Below are 17,339 nucleotides of genomic sequence, written 5' to 3' on the forward strand. Positions count from 1 at the left end.
GCCCGGATTTGATTCGGCTGCGATACGCTCGATCCATGATCGGTGTGTCTGAGATAAGCTTTTGAAATAAAATAAGAAACATGAAATGGGTGCGGCGGCATGGCTGATGAAGGCGTGAAAAACAAACGGCTCGGTCGAGGACTTGCGGCTCTGATAGGAGATTCTGCCGTTCAGGATACCGCGCCGCCGGAGCGGGTCATCCGCGACACGCGCAAGGTTCCGATAGAGCATCTGGAGCCCAATCCCCGGAACCCGCGCAAAACATTCGCCGAGAAGGATCTGGCCGATCTGACGGAATCTCTGCGGGCAAAGGGGATCGTCCAACCGATCCTGGTGCGTCCGGCTGCCGGCAAGACCGATCGCTACGAGATCATCGCAGGTGAGCGCCGCTGGCGTGCGGCTCAAAAGGCCGGGCTGCACGAAGCGCCGATCGTCATTCGCGATGTGACCGACCAGGAAGCCCTCGAACTCGCGATTATCGAAAATGTTCAGCGCGCCGACCTGAATCCCATCGAAGAGGCGATGGGCTACGATCAGCTGACGGCAGAATTCAATTACAGTCAGGGTGAGCTGGCGAAGGTTATCGGCAAGAGCCGGAGCCACGTCGCCAATACCATGCGCCTTCTGAAGCTGCCGAACTCCGTCAAGGATTATCTGTCAGAAGGACTTCTGACGGCTGGTCACGCCCGCGCCCTGATTACGGTCGAAGATCCTGCTACGCTTGCCGATCTGATCGTCGAAAAAGGCCTGACGGTCCGGGATGCCGAGAAATTGGCCCAGGATCCAGAGGCACTGGCTAAGCTGATGAGCGGCGCGAAGTCAGATGTGGTCAAGCCGCAAAAAGACGCCGATACCAAGGCCCTGGAAAAGCGTCTTTCCGACACGCTCGGCCTCAAGGTCAGCGTCGGCCATAAGCACGGCAAGGAAAGCGGCGATCTGAAGATCAAGTACACCTCGCTTGACCAGCTTGATGAGATTTGCCGCAAGTTGGGTGTCGAGGTTCGATAGACCGACGCCTTCTTCGTATGAACTTCAAACCCCGCAGCCTCTCGGCAAGCGGGGTTTTTTATTGGTTCAACTTGCCACATCGTGCCCTGATTTCGGTTCTCACAGTTCATCTGTTCATGTTATGTTCTTCCCATTGATCGGGAATATGAGCGGAGGGGAAATGTTCAAGGGTAGCTGTTGTTGTGGCGGCGTTCGGTTCGAATTGACGCGTGAACCGTCAATGCTTGGAACCTGTCACTGTTCGCGTTGCAGGAAACTCGGCGCAAGTGCCATAGCCTTTGTAAGGCGGGACGATTTGATATGGGTCTCCGGCAGGGAGAATATCGTTAGATATCAGCCGCCTGAGCCCTACAAATACCTCCGCTGCTTTTGCGGGATCTGCGGTACATCTCTCGGAGAAATTCTGTCTGAGGATGAGAGTTTTCCGATTGCGGCGAATACGCTTGATTTTGATCTCAGCGTGGCAAACAAGTTCCATGAATTCGTAGCTGAAAAACCGTCTTGGTATGTGATCGGTGATGATGCCAAGCAGTTTGAAGGGCATCCCCACACGGACTAGCGCGTGCGGCGCTTGGATGGCGCAGTGTTCTTCAGTGCTTAGCGTCGCCGGGAGCGCGCTTGTGCCACACGGGCAAGCGTCAGAAGCGCCTCAGAGAGCACTGGAGCGCCAAGGCTGGCATTGAGACGGCTGACCTTCATTGCCTCATGGAGCCGCTCTGTGGCCTTTGCCAGATCCTCTGAGGACCATATCTGGATCTGACGTGTCATGGCAGTCTTGCGCTTGAAAAAGACAGGCGGGCGCTGCCCGTCGACAATAGCTTGTGCCTGTATGCCGCGGTCCAGGTCGGCTCGCATGCGGTGTAGCCACTGGAAATGCTTCAGCGCCTGACCCGCAATGACCGAAGCATTGGATCCCTGCGCCTCCAGGCGCTCAAGACCGTGATCGAGCGTATTGAGGTCACCAAGAGCGGCGGAGTCGATTAGTTCCGACATTTCAAACGCTGAAGCGTCGCCAATGATGGCCTCGACATCGTCGCTTTCAATGCGACCCTTGCCTAGGGCATAGAGGCAGAGCTTCTTCAGCTCGCCCCGGCTGGCCATACGGTCGGCGCCGAGCAGGCTGTGCAGCGCCGCACGTGCTTCGCGAGAGATGGTGAGGTCAGCGGCCCGCGTTTCCTGGTCGATTAGCTGGTCAATGTCCCGGCCTGCATCCGAGTAGCATGGCACCGCCACCGCCCGCTTGTCGCTTTCGAACAATTTGCGAAGACCGGTTCCTTTTTTCAGGTCACCGGCTTCGATGACTACCAGCGACGGATTGTCATCGAGCTTCAAAAGGGGGGTGACCGCTGGAGACAGGTTCTTTCCGCCTGCGTCCTTGATCCAGATGATGCGGCGGCCGCCGAAAAGCGGCACGGTCAAAGCCTCATCAATCAGCCGATTCGGATCGGAAACGATCTCGGAGGCATCGATCTTGGCGAGATTGAAGGGATCATCCTCGCCTTCGGATGCCTTTGAGACAAGGTCGGTCGCACGTTCGGAGACAAGTCCGGTGTCCGGTCCGAATATCAAGACGGCGCAGCCGCCGGCAGGCGGCTTTGCCAGAAAACGATCAATTTCACCGGCCTTGAGCGCGGTCACAGGACGATCCCCTTAGCGCCCGGATGCGAAGTAACCGGCCAGCCGTGCCTGAATATCGCTGGCGACAACCTTTGCGGCACGCTGTTGCGCATCGCGTTTTGCGCGAATGTTGGCGAAACGCTGGTTGGAGAAGTCGTAGGACGCCGTCGCAAAGGAGCGACCGGTGGTCAGGGTCTTGTCTGTATCGATGTCGGACAGAACAAATGTCGTGTTCATCGTCATCGTGTAGGCCGCAGGTACGTCGGCAAGCTGTTCAACGCCGACCTCGGCCTCGCTCAAGTCCATCAGGATTTTGAGACGATAGCGCTTCGCGGGTACCCCGGCGCCTCGTTCGAATCCGAATACCAGCTCGTTGTAGAGCTCGCGTGCGGCCGTGGCATCGCCGTAGCGATCGGAAATCGGATCGATATCGATTGCTGCCAGTTCACTCTGGACCGTGGCGGAAGGCGAGAAAGACGAACCTCCATCAAGAGAACCGTAAAGCGGCCTTACCTGACATCCGGAAACAAATCCGGCTGCACCGACAGCAAGGACGAGACCGGTCAGCGTCCGGCGGCTAATCTGTTTCAGGTCAGGCAACGACATTCACGATCCTCTGCGGCACCACGATGAGCTTGCGCGGCGGTTTGCCTTCAAGCGCACGCTGGACGAAATCAAGCTCCAACGTAGCCGCTTCGACCGCTTCTTTGGAAGCGTCTCGTGCAACAGTTATTTCACCGCGCTTCTTGCCGTTGATCTGGACCGGCAAGGTGACGCTGTCTTCAACCAGAAGAGTTTCGTCGATAACCGGCCAGTCGGCTTCGGAGATCAGCCCATCTTGGCCGAGTTTGGTCCAGCATTCTTCTGAAAGGTGCGGCATCATAGGCGCCATCATCTGCGCGAGATACTGAGCAGCTTCACGGGTTGCGTAGGCCATGTCGTCGGCTTCGACGCCATCATGAACGGCCTTGCCGATCTGGTTCACGTACTCGTAGATGCGTGCGACCGCACGGTTGAAACCGAGCCCTTCCAGATCCTTTGAAACGGCAGCCAGGGTCTTGTGGGTCGCGCGGCGCAGTTCGACGGCCTTTTCGCTCATGTCGGAGGGCATCGACGCAGCCGGTTTGGTGCTCTCGGCAATCTCCTGAACCAGGCGCCAGACGCGCTGGACGAAACGCCAGGATCCCTGGACACCTTCCTCGGTCCAGATCACATCGCGCTCGGGCGGGCTGTCGGACAGAACGAACCAGCGAGCGGTATCGGCACCATAGGTTTCGATGATGTCGGTCGGGTCGACGGTGTTCTTTTTCGACTTCGACATCTTTTCGATCGAGCCGATGGTCACAGAAGCCCCGGTTTGGGCATGAGTTGCCGTGCGCTTGCCATCTGTTTCGGCAAAAACGACCTCGGCCGGGCTCAACCACTTTCCGTCTTCCGACTTATAGGTCTCGTGGGTGACCATTCCTTGGGTGAAGAGGCCCTTGAAAGGCTCCTTCAAATCAAGGGCGCCAACCTTCTGCATCGCGCGTGTAAAGAAGCGCGAATAGAGCAGGTGCAGGATCGCATGCTCGATGCCGCCGATATACTGATCGACAGGCAACCAATCATTCGCCGCCTTCGGGTCGGTCGGCTGATCACAGCGCGGAGCGGTAAAGCGAGCGAAATACCAGGAGCTGTCCACGAAGGTGTCCATGGTATCGGTCTCGCGCAGGGCAGCCTTGCCGCATTTCGGGCAGGTGGTGTTGCGCCAGGTCGCGTGGCGATCCAGCGGGTTGCCCGGCTTGTCGAAGTTGATGTCGTCCGGCAGCTGAACCGGCAGGTTCTCGTCTTTTTCCGGTACGACGCCGCAGTCATCACAGTGAATGACCGGGATTGGGCATCCCCAGTAGCGCTGGCGGGAAATGCCCCAGTCGCGCAGACGGTAGTTGACCTGACGCTCGCCCTGCGGCTGGTCCGCGATCTGGATGGCTTCCAGCTTTGTGGCCACTGCATTCTTGGCGTCCGTGATGGACAAACCGTCGAGGAACCCGGAATTGAAGATTGAGCCGTCGTCTGTGTAGGCCTCGTCGCCGATCTCGAAGGTCGCAGGATCGGCATCCTTCGGCAGGACCACCGGCTTGACAGGAAGGCCGTACTTGCGGGCGAAATCCAGATCGCGCTGATCGTGTGCAGGACAGGCGAAGATGGCGCCCGTGCCGTAATCCATCAGGATGAAGTTGGCGACATAGACCGGCAATTCGATCGAGGCATCGAGCGGGTGCTTCACGCGAAGACCGGTGTCCATGCCTTTCTTTTCTGCGGTTTCGATGGCCTCCGCGGAGGTGCCCATACGGCGACATTCTTCGATGAATGCCTGCAGGTCCGGGTTTGCTTCCGCAAGCTTTTCCGAAATCGGGTGATCCGGAGACAGGCCCATGAAGGACGCACCGAAGAGGGTGTCCGGACGGGTCGTGAAGATTTCCAGAACCTCATCGCCTGTTGGGGCAGGGGCCGTGAACTCGAAGCGGACGCGCAAGCCTTCCGACTTGCCGATCCAGTTCTTCTGCATCAGGCGGACCTTGTCCGGCCAGCGGTCGAGTGTGTCGATGGCTTCCAGAAGGTCTTCCGAATAGTCGGAGATCTTGAAGAACCATTGGGTCAGTTCGCGCTGTTCAACCAGCGCACCGGAGCGCCAGCCGCGGCCGTCGATCACCTGCTCGTTCGCCAGGACCGTCATGTCGACCGGATCCCAGTTGACCTTGGCATTCTTGCGATAGACCAGACCCGCTTCCAGAAACTTCAGGAACAGGCGTTGCTGCTGGGTGTAATACTCGACGTCGCAGGTCGCGAACTCACGGCTCCAGTCCAGGGAAAGGCCCATGATCTTGAGCTGGTCGCGCATGAAGGCGATGTTCTCGTAGGTCCAGTCCTTGGGATGGACGTTGTTCTGCATGGCGGCGTTTTCGGCCGGCATGCCGAAAGCGTCCCAGCCCATCGGGTGCAGAACATTGAAGCCCTTTGCACGCTTGTAGCGGGCAACCACGTCGCCCATGGCATAGTTTCGGACATGGCCCATGTGGATGCGGCCGGACGGGTAGGGGAACATCTCAAGCACGTAGTACTTGTCGCGCTTGTCTTCGTTGGACGTCACGAAGACGTCCTTCTCGTTCCAGACCTTCTGCCAGCGTGCTTCGACTTCGCGGGCGTTATACCGTTCCGTTGCCATTAAAATCGCCGTTTCATGAGGCGCCGTCCTGCAGCGCTTTATCGTTGAGTTGTTTGGCGGACTGTCACCAGAAATCCGGCGTGGGGTCAACATGATTGCGGCAAAATCTCAGCATTTTCGTTATTTGGGGAGTGATGCTTGCAATCAGGGTGGTCGCGACCTTATCAGAGGCGAAGATCATGACCCTGCAAGGTACCCGGACGGAGATTACGGACATGGCGGACACGGCAACCGATCGGCTGGCAAAAGTGGTTTCGGATATTCGTGCCGCCGAGGCCGAAAATGGTCGTCCTGACGGGGCAGCCACTCTGGTTGCCGTTTCCAAGACGTTTCCTGCCGAGGACATTCGCCCGATTCTGGATGCCGGTCAGCGGGTGTTCGGAGAAAACCGTGTCCAGGAAGCCATTGGAAAATGGCCTGGCCTGCGCGAAGACTATGACGGTATCGAATTGCACCTGATCGGACCGCTTCAGTCGAACAAGGCCAAGGAAGCCGTCGCGACCTTCGATGTCATCCATACGGTGGACCGGGAAAAGATCGCCAAGGCATTAAAGGCAGAAATGGATAAGCAGGGAAGGAACCTGCCGGTCTTCATTCAGGTCAACACAGGCGACGAACCGCAGAAGGCCGGAATTTCTTCCAAGGAGACCGATGACTTCGTCCGCTTCTGCCGAGATGAGATTGGGCTCAACGTGGTGGGCCTGATGTGTATTCCTCCCGTCGAGGAAGCGCCCGGGCCCCATTTCGCTTTGCTGGAGAAGATCGCAAAGCGGAATGGACTGGATCAGCTCTCCATGGGCATGTCGTCGGATTATGAAATCGCACTTGGCTTTGGCGCTACCCATGTTCGGGTCGGTTCAGCCATTTTCGGACATCGCGATTACTCCGCCTAAAGTCTGGTTGATGGCAAACCCGTTGCCATATCTCCGCCCAAGATACGTAAAAGTGACTAATCCGTGATCGCCTTGTGGTCGTTTTCGTGCCGCCGCCGCAACAATGTCATGACAGTTCCTCGGACTTGCCATTCGGCAAACGATGTTGCCCTCCATCTTCAGGTCGTTCCGCAGTGAATGCTCATGTCGAGCGTTCAGGGACAAACCAACCTGAAAAGGGAGTAAAACCATGTCCAAACGTATCGCTACTGTCGCTCTGATTGGTGCACTGACCGCATCGGGCGCAGCCTTTGCCCAGGGTATTGCCTTTGGCTCGGTGGATGGCGACCAGGACGGTTTCGTATCCTATGAGGAACTGACCAAGGCCGTTCCGTCGATTTCCGAAGAGATCTTCATGTCGGCGGACAAGGACTCCGACAAGTTGCTCAGCCAGGAAGAGTTTGCAGCTCTCGAGCTGTAAGTTCGGGCGATTGGCAGGCTGATCGGCAGTATCCCGACATCCCGTCAAAGCACAAAAGCCACCGTTGGCGTAGATGCCAACGGTGGCTTTTTGCTTGTGCGGTTTTCAGATCAGGCCTCTTCCCAGAAGTCGGGCATCAGGATGACGAGGCCGGCGATGATTTCCAGGCGCCCCAAGATCATCTCTAGGGACAGAAGCCATTTCGCGGCATCGGGTAGTGATTGAAACGTGCCCGACGGCCCGATGATGTCGCCGACGCCAGGACCGACATTTGCAAGAGCCGTGATCGATCCGCTGAAGGCAGTCAGTACATCCATTCCGAGCCCGGCATAGGCGAGGCCGAACAATGCGAATGTTCCCGCATACAAAATGGCAAAGACAAAAACGCCTTCCATGACCGCGTTGCCCACCGGCCGGCCGTCATATCTTGGCGAGAGTACTCTGTGGGGATGGATCATCCGCCGCAACAGTACCCGGATGTAGCTGAGCAAAAGGGCGAGGCGGAACATCTTGAAACCGCCCGAGGTTGAGCCGCTGCATCCGCCAAAGAAAGTCAGCAGGAAAAAGATGCAGATAACCAGGGAGCCCCAGGTCAGGTAGTCGGTCGAAGCATAGCCCGTCGTGGTGATTACGGAAACGACATGGAACACAGAGACCGTGAACAGGTGGAATGGGTCGTCGTGCTGTACCCATCTCTGGGAGAGGAAGATCGCAAAGCTCGCCAGCCCGACTGCAGCCAAAAGGACATGGATCTGCTGCCGGTCGTCGGCTCTTTTGCCTTCGATCCGGCGGATCAGAAACAGGAATGGCACGCTGGAGGCGAGCATGAATATGATCGACACCCAATAGACCGCAGTCCCGCCGAATTGGCCGAAGGAGCTGTCTGACGTCGAAAATCCGCCAGTCGATACGGTGGTCAGGGCGTGATTGATGGCCTGAAACACGCTCATTCCGCACAGGATGTAAAGACTGGTGCAAGCGATCGTAAGGCCGCCGTAGAGGGTAATCAGTCGTTTCAGGAACGGTTCGATGCGGCCATAGGGCTTGTTTGCGGTTTCTGACGATTCAAGGGCAAACAGCTGGCTGCCACCCACGCGCAGTCCCGGAAGCAGCCAAATGCCGATAACCACGATACCGATGCCGCCGATCCATTGCAGAAGCGAACGCCAGAGCAGGATGCCCGGTGGCAACTGGTCTAGACCGGTCAGAATTGTCGATCCGGTTGTCGTCAGGCCGGACGCAGATTCGAAGAAGGCGTCGGTGAACGAAATGCCAAGACCGCTGCCATAAAGAGGGATGGCGCCAGCAGTGCAGAACGTGATCCAGGCCGCATTGACGAACACGAAGGTTTCCCGACGTCGCAGGTCAGGTGCAGCGCTCGAAAAGGCTGCGGTCGTCAACGTGCCCACCGTGCCCAGGATCAGCGCCGATATGGTGAAAACGATCCAGTCCGGATTTCTGGCTATCAGGTCTGCGCCAGCAGGAATGACCATGAAGGCTGCGATAATGATCAGCAGCCTCCCGATCGGGAGCGCAACTGCGCGATAGTTCATGTTCCGGTTTCCTGTTCCGCCCCTATTGCCAGGCGTGGCCTTGGCGGGGCGGATGTCCAGATCATTTGAAGTTGGCGGATCATACAGCCTTCTTCCGATGGAACCCATATGGAAAATGCATGGCTGCAGGTCGGCAAAATCAGCAGCGTTCCTTGACTCTTGATCGCTCTTGGGTCATTTACACCACCGAACTCCATATGAGTGATGACATTGTGATCCGCCAACCGGGACCCGCGAAGGTATAAAGAGCGCCCGGAGGTCAACACCCGACAGCGCGATGCGCCCTCGGGTGCAATACTGCTTTGCGTGATCCGATACCGTCGCCATATGGACGGGAGCAACTCCCGGAAATGCAACGGCAAGGACCTTTTTATGTTTGAAAGCCTGTCCGATCGACTGAGTGGAATTTTCGACAAGCTCACCGGCCGCGGTGCGCTGTCCGAAAACGACGTCAACGAGGCGCTGCGCGAAATCCGCCGCGCGCTGATCGAAGCCGACGTCGCCCTGCCGGTTGTTCGGTCTTTCACCGACAAGGTTCGCAACCGTGCGGTTGGCGCTGAGGTGGTCAAGTCGGTCACGCCGGGCCAGATGGTCGTCAAGATCGTCCACGACCAGCTCGTCGAGATGCTTGGGGTCGAGAGCCAGGGCGTTGATCTCAACGCACCGGCTCCTGTCGCGATCATGATGGTCGGTCTGCAGGGCTCCGGTAAGACGACGACGACCGCGAAGATCGCCCGCCGCCTGATCAACCGCGATAAGCGCAAGGTCCTGATGGCGTCGCTCGATACGCGCCGTCCTGCCGCCCAGGAACAGCTCAAGGTTCTGGGTGAGCAGAATGAGGTCGACACACTGCCGATCATCGAGGGGCAGGGGCCTGTCGAAATCGCCAAGCGTGCGATCTCCGCTGCCAAGCTTGGTGGCTATGACGTGGTCATGCTCGACACCGCGGGCCGGATCCACATCGACGAGCCGCTCATGGTCGAGATGGCGGAGGTCAAGGCCGCGACCAATCCGCACGAAATCCTGCTGGTCGCCGATGCGCTGACCGGTCAGGACGCCGTGAACCTTGCCAAGAACTTCGACGAGCGTGTTGGCATTACCGGGATCGCGCTGACGCGTATGGACGGTGACGGTCGCGGTGGTGCGGCGCTGTCGATGCAGGCGGTGACAGGCAAGCCGGTCAAGCTCATCGGTACGGGCGAAAAGTCCGACGCGCTTGAGGATTTCCATCCAAAGCGGATCGCCGACCGCATTCTGGGCATGGGCGACATCGTCTCGCTCGTCGAGAAGGCGGCTGAGGCTATCGATGCCGAGCAGGCCGCCAAGATGGCGGCGAAGATGCAGAAGGGTCATTTCGACCTGGAAGATCTCGCCGAGCAGCTCAAGCAGATGGAAAAGCTCGGCGGCATGTCCGGCATGATGGGCATGCTCCCGGGCGTCGGCAAGATGAAGAAGCAGCTCGATGCTGCCAACATCGATGACAAGATGTTCAAGCGCCAGATTGCCATCATTCAGTCGATGACGGGTCAGGAAAAGCGCAAGCCCGACATTCTCAAGGCCAGCCGCAAGAAGCGCATTGCATCAGGTGCCGGCGTTGAGGTTGCCGAGGTCAACAAGCTTCTGAAAATGCACCGCCAGATGGCGGACATGATGAAGATGATGGGCAAGAAGAAGGGCATGCTCGGCAAGATGATGAGCGGCCTGACCGGCGGCATGGGCGGCATGCCGAATGTCGATCCGAAGCAGCTCGAGGAAATGGCGAAATCCGGGCAGCTTCCCGGCGGCATGGAACTGCCGAAGGGTTTGCCGGGTGGAGGCCTCCCGGGTGGTTTCGGCGGCGGCATGCCCGGTCTTCCGGGCCTTGGCGGTCCAAAGATGCCGGGTGGGCTCGGCGGTCTGCCGGGACTGGGGAAAGGTAAGAAAAAATGAGCATGAGCGACGCGGAAAAGGAACTCGGTCAGTCGGCCGCGATGACGGAGCTCCGGGCTCTACGATCCTCCATCGACAACATCGATGCCGCCCTCGTTCATATGCTCGCAGAACGTTTCAAGTGCACCCAGAAGGTGGGTGTTCTGAAAGCCACAAACGACCTGCCGCCGGCCGACCCGGCGCGGGAAAAGATTCAGATCGAGCGCCTCCGGCAACTGGCGGAGGACGCCAATCTCGATCCTGATTTTGCTGAAAAGTTCCTGAACTTCATCGTGAAGGAAGTCATTCGGCATCATGAAGCCATAGCCGCTGAAACCGGCAAATGAACAAACTGGAGAACTAACAATGGCTACGAAAATTCGCCTCGCTCGCGGCGGTTCCAAGAAGCGCCCTTACTACCGCATCGTCGTTGCAGACGTCCGCGCTCCGCGTGACGGCCGTTTCATCGAGAAGGTCGGTTCCTACAACCCGATGGTTGCCAAGGATTCCGATGAGCGCGTCAAGCTCGACGTCGAGCGCATCCAGTACTGGCTGGACAATGGTGCGCAGCCGACCGACCGCGTGCACCGTTTCCTGGATGCTGCTGGTCTGTTGAAGCGTGAAGCGCGCAACAACCCGAAGAAGGCACAGCTCGGCCGCAAGGCTCAGGAGCGTCTCGATGCCAAGAAGCAGGCTGAAGAAGAAGCAGCTGCCGCTGCTGCCGAAGGCGGCGAAGAAGCTGCTGCTGAATAAAATGCAGAAGAGCTTGCGCCGAGAGGCACTGGGGATGGTGTTGCACCATGACTGATGGAGCCAACGATCTTGTCCTCATGGCCCGCATCGGCGCGGCTCACGGCATTCGCGGGGAAGTGCGGGTCAAGCCATTCGGTGATGACCCGCTTTCCTTCACGGACTACGGAACGCTTGTGACAAAGGACGGCAAGCGGTCATTCGAGGTTGTTCGTGCAAGGGTGCAGAAGACGGTCGTGATCACCCAGTTCGAGGGGATCAAGGACCGCAATCAGGCTGAAGAACTGAACGGTGTCGAGCTCTATATCCACCGAGACCAGTTGCCTGATACCGAAGAAGACGAATTCTATTATTCCGATCTGACTGGATTGCCCGTCCTGGATCCTGCCGGCAACAAGCTGGGTTCCGTCGTGGCCGTGCAGGATTTCGGTGCGGGCGACCTCCTTGAAATCCGGCCTCAGCGTGGCAAGACGTTCTACGTGCCTTTCACGAAGGCGTTTGTCACAGCAGTCAATCTCGAGGGTGGGTTTCTGACCGCCGATCTGCCGGAAGACTATTTTTCGGAAGAGCGCCTGGACGAAACTTCAGACTGATACGGTTGCAGCCCGATGTTCCGGAGGTCCAGTTCCATCGGTTCGGCGCGAAGCGCTTGTTTCCGTTCGGATCTGAGCAGGGCAATTGCGGCGACCACCATCGCAACGCCAATTCCATTCGCGAAAGCATCGGCCAGAGAAGCTTCGTGGTGAGGAACGAAGGCCTGAACGGCCTCACCGGCAAGACCCATCCCGAAGGCGACGATCGCGGATATTCTCAATCGACAGCAAAACAGCGTATGGATCGACAGGGTCAGAAGAGCGTAAAATCCGACGTGAATGATCTTGTCATACGGATGGCCGACGCCCGTGTTGAAGACGAGGCCCACAAGGACTCCGAATGTGAGCAGGCAGGCGAGGGGTAATATCCGACTAAGCGATATGTCGAGATAATGCTGCTCGACGCGGGTGCGAATGAAACCTGGCAATTTGAGACGAAAAACGGGCACGGACCGGCTCCCTGACAATACTGCCAGAGTTACCTGCGGATCTTAACGATCTGCTACCGCAGCTCTCCTAATCGACGGAATTTGTGCGTGCGCGTGATCAGGGTTAACAAGATACTGGCTTTCCGAGCGGAATCGACACCGGGAGAAGATTTTTGACGTTCAAGGCGACCGTATTGACGCTTTATCCGGACATGTTTCCAGGTCCGCTCGGACAAAGTCTGTCCGGCCGCGCGCACGAGAACGGTTTGTGGCAGCTCGAAACCAGCCAGATACGTGAATTTGCGACCGACAAGCATCGATCCGTCGACGACACGCCGGCCGGCGGAGGGGCCGGGATGGTGCTCCGCGCGGATATCCTTGCCAAGGCGATCGATGCGGCCACGGGGGAGGGTGATCAGCGACCGCGTATCCTCATGAGCCCGCGTGGCAAACCCTTTACACAAGCCAAGGCACATGAGCTCGCGGAAGGACCGGGCGCCATCATCGTCTGCGGGCGTTTCGAAGGTGTCGATCAAAGGGTCATTGATGGTCGGGATCTCGAAGAGATTTCCATCGGAGATTACATCCTTTCAGGTGGCGAAATAGGCGCCATCACGATGCTCGACGCAATCGTTCGACTCATCCCCGGTGTGATGGGCAACATGGAAAGTGCGGATACCGAAAGCTTTGAAACCGGCTTGCTGGAACATCCTCATTACACCCGCCCAGCAGAATTCGAGGGGAGGGGGATTCCCGAGGTCCTGACCTCCGGGAATCACAAGAGGATCGCCGAATGGCGCCAGAGCGAAGCCGAACGCCTGACCATGGAACGGCGCCCGGACCTGTGGCGCCGGTATATTGACGGTCAGGAGGAAGTGTAACGGCGCATCCTAAAGGCTCGGGAGCCTTGCGAGGATCTGCGTGGCCTTGCGAACGAGGTCTGTCTGGCTTCGACAACCGGTCTTGTTCTGCGCGCTCGCGAGCTGGTTGCGCCCGGTATTGTAACTGATGCCCATCTCATCCGTCGCGTCTCGCAGGTTCAATCCCAGCACCAGTTTCTGGAGCAATACGCTTTCCCGCTGACTCACGTTAAGGGTCGCTGCCAGAAGCTCCGTGGCTTCCTTCGGCTTGTCTCGCGTGGAGAAATAGGTCAGGAGGATCGGCAGCCTCGGTGCGAGAAAGGTTTGCAGCATCAACGAAACGTCCGCTTTCTTGGTAATCGGAATTGCGAACAGGAGACCTGAACCCTGATCCGGTTCAGGAACGTCTACCGGGCCGACCGGCTGTCCACTCTCGTAGGCAAGCGACACGGTTTCTTCTATCTGCTGGCGGGCAGCGAAATTGCGGGTGCTCAACTGTGCCTGGGTTCCTTTCACCGAAAGTACCGGATGGTCTGCCAGATTTTCCTCGGCAAAACTATTCATCTGCAGCACCTTGAGCGTCGGGTCAACAATCAGGGCTGTCGTCGGGATCTGCTCCAACCAGATGTCATGGTTTCGAGGTTCGATTTCCCGCGACTTAACTTCAAGCAGCAACTTGAATGCCCCCTGCAGATGTGGCCGCAATTGCCGTAGCAAGCCATTGATCTCTGCCTCTTCGGTCTCGCCCAGTTCCTTTGGGTAGTTCGCTGCAACGAAGGCGGAATCAACACCGTGTCGGTGCAAGATGATGCCGGCCGCGCGATTGATCTTCCTGTGATCGCGGAGAAATTCGTCGTAAAAGTCCATCTTTTCGACGGCGTCCGGGGAAATCGAGTGTTTTGTCTCGACGATATCGCCGACATCGCCAGTCAAGGCGAGCGGCGGAAAGGGATTGAAGCTCTCGGTCCTGGTAAATTCGTCGATCGCGTTCGGCCCAAGGTTGCAAAGAATGCCGTCGTACAAATTGTTTTTGTAGACGCACTGAGCTTGATAGCTCAAAGCGATATGAGGGTAAGCCTCGGCAATTTCTGCGACAACCGAAGTCAGACCTCCATCCAGAAGGGCGGAGGAGTAGATTCGCGTCAATATGCTTTCAACTGACAAGTGCGTCATCTAATTTCCTTTAGTCAAATTTACTTCAAACAAGTCCCTGTTTGTCTTTTACGTAAAACAACGTGAAAAATTTTTAGTACAAATGTATCAATCGCAACATTCCCTAACGTAATAACTTACATGATGCTGGTAGGGATTGCTAGTTGGGGGCAATTTTCCCGATTATCATAGCGGCCTCGGCCGAAACCGCGATGCAACGTCAGAGTCGACGGAGGCGTCCCTCCGGTTGTTTTTTAATAATTTTATTTCGATCAGCGGTGACCGTGAATGCGGTCACCGCTTTTCGTTGAAAGCCTGTCGGCGTAGCCGGACCAACAGCGATTGCGCCGAATTCAGTCGGATGTGGAGAAAAGACATGACAACCTCATGCTCTTGCTGTATCACGCGCGGCGAATGGATCTGATGGCCGAACCGTGAGTGCACCTTTTAGGTGTGCCGAGCGAGAGCTGCCACTTTCCGATCAGGAATGTCACCATGGCCCGAAGACGGTTCATCCGTCCCACTTTCGAGTGCTGGACGCTCTGACCGCTTTGTTAATTGAAAAGGGAAACATGCCATGAACATTATTGAACAACTCAACGCCGAGGAAATGGCGAAGGTCGAATCTCAGCGCAAGCTGCCGGAATTCTCTCCGGGCGACACCGTTCGTGTTCTCGTGAAGGTTACGGAAGGCAACCGTACCCGTACCCAGGCGTATGAAGGCGTTTGCATTGCACGCTCCGGCGGCGGCATCAACGAGAGCTTCACTGTCCGCAAGATCTCTTATGGCGAAGGCGTGGAGCGTGTGTTCCCGATCTTCTCGCCGATGCTCGAAGGCCTTGAAGTCGTTCGCCGTGGTAAGGTTCGCCGTGCGAAGCTCTACTACCTGCGCGACCGTCGCGGCAAGTCTGCGCGTATTGTCGAAGCGACCAACGCTCGTGCGAAGCGCCTCAACGAAGAAGCTCGCTCGGAAGCCGCTGCTGCCAAGGCTGCCAAGGCTGCCGAGAAGGAAGCCGCTGCTGCCGCAGCCGCAGCGGAATCTGCTGCCGAATAAGACCGGCGCAGACGTTGGAATTCCGAAAGGCGGGTCATTGACCCGCCTTTCTTGTTTTCTGCACCGCAGGGGTCGCTCGAGCCGCCTTATGCTGCCGTGTCAAGCTGAGTTGACAAAAGCTCAAGTCAATCTTCTTGACCTTTCCACACTGGTTGAGTCATTGAACATCCTGAGATTGGAAGACTGCGCCTTCGAGCGTGGTCTTCGGGCTTAACGGACGGTTTTTGGACGCGCTGGGCAGCATTCCCTGCGAAGAACAATAAAGAGCCGCCGAGGTTTCAGGAGAGAACCCATGACGAAAGCCAGGACGCTTTACGACAAGATCTGGGACGACCATCTGGTAGATGTCCAGGACGACGGTACCGGTCTGCTCTACATCGACCGCCATCTTGTGCACGAGGTGACGAGCCCGCAAGCGTTTGAAGGCCTTCGCATGACAGGTCGCAAGGTACGGCAACCCGAAAAGACCCTTGCGGTTGTCGACCACAACGTACCGACCACCGACCGCAGCCTGCCGAATCCTGATCCGGATAGCGTCACGCAGATCGCTGCTCTTGCGGAAAACACCAAGGAATTCGGCATCGAATATTACGATGCCTTCGATCATCGCCAGGGTATCGTGCATATCGTTGGTCCCGAGCAGGGTTTCACCCTGCCAGGCATGACCATCGTCTGCGGCGACAGCCACACCTCGACCCATGGCGCTTTCGGCGCCCTGGCGCATGGTATCGGCACCTCGGAAGTGGAACACGTTCTGGCAACCCAGACCCTGATCCAGAAAAAAGCCAAGAACATGCTGATCCAGGTTGATGGCCAGCTGCCCGAAGGCGTAACGGCGAAAGACATCATTCTGGCAATCATCGGCGAGATCGGGACTGCCGGCGGCACCGGTTACGTGATGGAATATGCGGGGGAAGCGATCCGGTCGCTTTCGATGGAAGGCCGCATGACCATCTGTAACATGTCCATTGAAGGCGGCGCGCGTGCCGGCCTGATTGCTCCGGACGAAAAGACCTTTGAATACATCAAGGGTCGTCCAAAGGCGCCAAAGGGCGAAGCCTGGGACATGGCAGTCGAATACTGGAAGACGCTCCATTCCGACGAAGGCGCGCACTTCGACAAGGTCGTGAAGCTCGATGCAGCGAACCTGCCGCCTATCGTGACCTGGGGTTCATCGCCTGAAGACGTTGTATCCGTAACGGGCGTTGTTCCGAATCCGGACGATATCAAGGACGAGAACACCCGCAAGTCCAAGTGGCGTGCACTGGAATACATGGGTCTGAAGCCGGGTACAAAAATCACTGATGTTCCGGTCGATGTTGTCTTCATCGGTTCTTGCACCAACGGCCGTATCGAGGATTTACGCGCCGCAGCTGCTGCGATCGGCAATGGCAAGGTCAAGGAAACTGTCCGAGCCATGGTCGTTCCGGGTTCCGGTCTCGTCAAGGAACAGGCTGAAGCTGAAGGACTGGACAAGATCTTCAAGGATGCCGGCTTTGAATGGCGTGAGCCCGGTTGCTCGATGTGCCTTGCCATGAACCCGGACAAGCTGAAGCCGGGTGAGCGTTGTGCATCGACCTCGAACCGCAACTTTGAAGGCCGTCAGGGCTTCAAGGGCCGCACCCATCTGGTGTCCCCTGCCATGGCTGCCGCCGCAGCAATCGCGGGTCACTTTGTCGATATTCGCGAGTGGCCACAGGCCTGATTCGGGAACAATCCGAACGTTTTGACGGGCGCCCTCGTGGCGCCCGTTTTTTGTTGTGGGTGGACGGCGTTGGCCGGATACGAGCGCCGAGCGAATTCAGCTTTTGATGTCAGAAGGTTAAGCTTTGTTAACCCATCAGTATCTGCCTGACCG

17 protein-coding genes are annotated in these 17,339 nt (G+C 57.5%); 11 read left to right on the top strand and 6 right to left on the bottom strand.

Annotation, left to right across the window (positions count from 1 at the left end):
• Positions 1–99 precede the first annotated feature (99 nt).
• Positions 100–1,008 (top strand): ParB/RepB/Spo0J family partition protein, encoded by a 909-nt coding sequence (locus ACN0SY_RS11775; RefSeq protein ID WP_417687329.1) that lies wholly within the window; start codon positions 100–102, stop codon positions 1,006–1,008.
• 220 nt (positions 1,009–1,228) lie between these two features.
• Positions 1,229–1,567, top strand: coding sequence for a GFA family protein (locus ACN0SY_RS11780; RefSeq protein WP_417687916.1), 339 nt, complete (start codon positions 1,229–1,231; stop codon positions 1,565–1,567).
• Positions 1,568–1,605: 38 nt separating this feature from the next.
• On the opposite strand, the gene holA is transcribed toward ACN0SY_RS11780, so the two are convergent.
• The 3 genes from holA to leuS are packed head-to-tail and all read right to left on the bottom strand — an operon-like array spanning position 1,606 to position 5,830.
• The gene (holA, locus tag ACN0SY_RS11785; protein ID WP_417687330.1) at positions 1,606–2,646 is read right to left on the bottom strand and encodes a DNA polymerase III subunit delta; all 1,041 of its coding nucleotides are present in this window, start codon (positions 2,644–2,646) and stop codon (positions 1,606–1,608) included.
• 12 nt (positions 2,647–2,658) lie between these two features.
• Positions 2,659–3,231 carry an LPS assembly lipoprotein LptE gene (gene lptE, locus ACN0SY_RS11790; RefSeq protein WP_417687331.1) on the bottom strand — a complete coding sequence of 191 codons (573 nt, stop codon included), beginning with the start codon at positions 3,229–3,231 and terminating at the stop codon, positions 2,659–2,661.
• A complete protein-coding gene (leuS, locus tag ACN0SY_RS11795; RefSeq protein ID WP_417687332.1) occupies positions 3,218–5,830 on the bottom strand; it encodes a leucine--tRNA ligase in 2,613 nt (870 codons plus the stop codon). The genes lptE and leuS overlap by 14 nt, the downstream gene beginning before the upstream one ends.
• A gap of 215 nt (positions 5,831–6,045) precedes the next feature.
• Here leuS and ACN0SY_RS11800 point away from each other — a divergent pair, with 215 nt between their 5' ends.
• Together ACN0SY_RS11800 and ACN0SY_RS11805 are read left to right on the top strand one after the other, a co-directional pair.
• Positions 6,046–6,723: a YggS family pyridoxal phosphate-dependent enzyme gene (locus ACN0SY_RS11800; RefSeq protein WP_417687918.1), complete on the top strand. Its 678-nt coding sequence runs from the start codon at positions 6,046–6,048 to the stop codon at positions 6,721–6,723.
• 229 nt (positions 6,724–6,952) lie between these two features.
• A complete protein-coding gene (locus tag ACN0SY_RS11805) occupies positions 6,953–7,183 on the top strand; it encodes a hypothetical protein (RefSeq protein ID WP_417687333.1) in 231 nt (76 codons plus the stop codon).
• Positions 7,184–7,293: 110 nt separating this feature from the next.
• Here ACN0SY_RS11805 and ACN0SY_RS11810 read toward each other — a convergent pair whose 3' ends face one another.
• The gene (locus ACN0SY_RS11810) at positions 7,294–8,736 is read right to left on the bottom strand and encodes a TrkH family potassium uptake protein (RefSeq protein ID WP_417687334.1); all 1,443 of its coding nucleotides are present in this window, start codon (positions 8,734–8,736) and stop codon (positions 7,294–7,296) included.
• Between the two features lie 372 nt (positions 8,737–9,108).
• On the opposite strand from ACN0SY_RS11810, the gene ffh reads away from it, so the two are divergent.
• Genes ffh through rimM form a run of 4 tightly spaced genes read left to right on the top strand, consistent with a single transcriptional unit; the run spans position 9,109 to position 11,987 of the window.
• Positions 9,109–10,665 carry a signal recognition particle protein gene (gene ffh / locus ACN0SY_RS11815; RefSeq protein ID WP_417687335.1) on the top strand — a complete coding sequence of 519 codons (1,557 nt, stop codon included), beginning with the start codon at positions 9,109–9,111 and terminating at the stop codon, positions 10,663–10,665.
• A gap of 2 nt (positions 10,666–10,667) precedes the next feature.
• Positions 10,668–10,991 (top strand): chorismate mutase, encoded by a 324-nt coding sequence (locus tag ACN0SY_RS11820; RefSeq protein ID WP_417687336.1) that lies wholly within the window; start codon positions 10,668–10,670, stop codon positions 10,989–10,991.
• 19 nt (positions 10,992–11,010) lie between these two features.
• Positions 11,011–11,397, top strand: a complete 387-nt coding sequence (gene rpsP, locus ACN0SY_RS11825) for a 30S ribosomal protein S16 (protein ID WP_417687337.1) — start codon at positions 11,011–11,013, stop codon at positions 11,395–11,397.
• A 47-nt stretch (positions 11,398–11,444) separates the two neighbouring features.
• On the top strand, positions 11,445–11,987 hold the full coding sequence (gene rimM / locus ACN0SY_RS11830) for a ribosome maturation factor RimM (protein ID WP_417687338.1): 543 nt from the start codon (positions 11,445–11,447) through the stop codon (positions 11,985–11,987).
• On the opposite strand, the gene ACN0SY_RS11835 is transcribed toward rimM, so the two are convergent.
• Entirely contained in the window at positions 11,948–12,436 is a 489-nt protein-coding gene (locus ACN0SY_RS11835; protein ID WP_417687339.1) for an antibiotic resistance protein VanZ, read from the bottom strand. The two genes, rimM and ACN0SY_RS11835, sit on opposite strands and share 40 nt — an antisense overlap.
• Positions 12,437–12,588: 152 nt before the next feature.
• On the opposite strand from ACN0SY_RS11835, the gene trmD reads away from it, so the two are divergent.
• Positions 12,589–13,296 (top strand): tRNA (guanosine(37)-N1)-methyltransferase TrmD, encoded by a 708-nt coding sequence (gene trmD, locus ACN0SY_RS11840; protein WP_417687340.1) that lies wholly within the window; start codon positions 12,589–12,591, stop codon positions 13,294–13,296.
• A gap of 9 nt (positions 13,297–13,305) precedes the next feature.
• Here the strand turns inward: trmD and ACN0SY_RS11845 are convergent, their stop codons facing one another.
• A complete protein-coding gene (locus ACN0SY_RS11845) occupies positions 13,306–14,448 on the bottom strand; it encodes a helix-turn-helix transcriptional regulator (RefSeq protein ID WP_417687341.1) in 1,143 nt (380 codons plus the stop codon).
• A gap of 556 nt (positions 14,449–15,004) precedes the next feature.
• Here ACN0SY_RS11845 and rplS point away from each other — a divergent pair.
• Together rplS and leuC are read left to right on the top strand one after the other, a co-directional pair.
• Positions 15,005–15,481 carry a 50S ribosomal protein L19 gene (gene rplS / locus ACN0SY_RS11850; protein WP_417687342.1) on the top strand — a complete coding sequence of 159 codons (477 nt, stop codon included), beginning with the start codon at positions 15,005–15,007 and terminating at the stop codon, positions 15,479–15,481.
• Positions 15,482–15,773: 292 nt separating this feature from the next.
• A complete protein-coding gene (leuC, locus tag ACN0SY_RS11855; RefSeq protein ID WP_417687343.1) occupies positions 15,774–17,186 on the top strand; it encodes a 3-isopropylmalate dehydratase large subunit in 1,413 nt (470 codons plus the stop codon).
• Positions 17,187–17,339 lie beyond the last annotated feature (153 nt).

The sequence above is a fragment of the Roseibium sp. genome (assembly GCF_048261595.1).
Lineage (GTDB): Bacteria > Pseudomonadota > Alphaproteobacteria > Rhizobiales > Stappiaceae > Roseibium.

Excerpts from the sequence above, each read along its gene's own strand:
- ACN0SY_RS11800 (WP_417687918.1), top strand. The coding sequence starts at position 6,046 with ATGGCGGACACGGCAACCGATCGGCTGGCAAAAGTGGTTTCGGATATT.
- ffh (WP_417687335.1), top strand. The coding sequence starts at position 9,109 with ATGTTTGAAAGCCTGTCCGATCGACTGAGTGGAATTTTCGACAAGCTC.
- leuS (WP_417687332.1), bottom strand. The coding sequence starts at position 5,830 with ATGGCAACGGAACGGTATAACGCCCGCGAAGTCGAAGCACGCTGGCAG.
- leuC (WP_417687343.1), top strand. The coding sequence starts at position 15,774 with ATGACGAAAGCCAGGACGCTTTACGACAAGATCTGGGACGACCATCTG.
- ACN0SY_RS11845 (WP_417687341.1), bottom strand. The coding sequence starts at position 14,448 with ATGACGCACTTGTCAGTTGAAAGCATATTGACGCGAATCTACTCCTCC.
- ACN0SY_RS11805 (WP_417687333.1), top strand. The coding sequence starts at position 6,953 with ATGTCCAAACGTATCGCTACTGTCGCTCTGATTGGTGCACTGACCGCA.
- ACN0SY_RS11775 (WP_417687329.1), top strand. The coding sequence starts at position 100 with ATGGCTGATGAAGGCGTGAAAAACAAACGGCTCGGTCGAGGACTTGCG.
- rplS (WP_417687342.1), top strand. The coding sequence starts at position 15,005 with ATGAACATTATTGAACAACTCAACGCCGAGGAAATGGCGAAGGTCGAA.
- ACN0SY_RS11820 (WP_417687336.1), top strand. The coding sequence starts at position 10,668 with ATGAGCGACGCGGAAAAGGAACTCGGTCAGTCGGCCGCGATGACGGAG.
- ACN0SY_RS11780 (WP_417687916.1), top strand. The coding sequence starts at position 1,229 with ATGCTTGGAACCTGTCACTGTTCGCGTTGCAGGAAACTCGGCGCAAGT.
- rimM (WP_417687338.1), top strand. The coding sequence starts at position 11,445 with ATGACTGATGGAGCCAACGATCTTGTCCTCATGGCCCGCATCGGCGCG.
- rpsP (WP_417687337.1), top strand. The coding sequence starts at position 11,011 with ATGGCTACGAAAATTCGCCTCGCTCGCGGCGGTTCCAAGAAGCGCCCT.
- ACN0SY_RS11810 (WP_417687334.1), bottom strand. The coding sequence starts at position 8,736 with ATGAACTATCGCGCAGTTGCGCTCCCGATCGGGAGGCTGCTGATCATT.
- lptE (WP_417687331.1), bottom strand. The coding sequence starts at position 3,231 with ATGTCGTTGCCTGACCTGAAACAGATTAGCCGCCGGACGCTGACCGGT.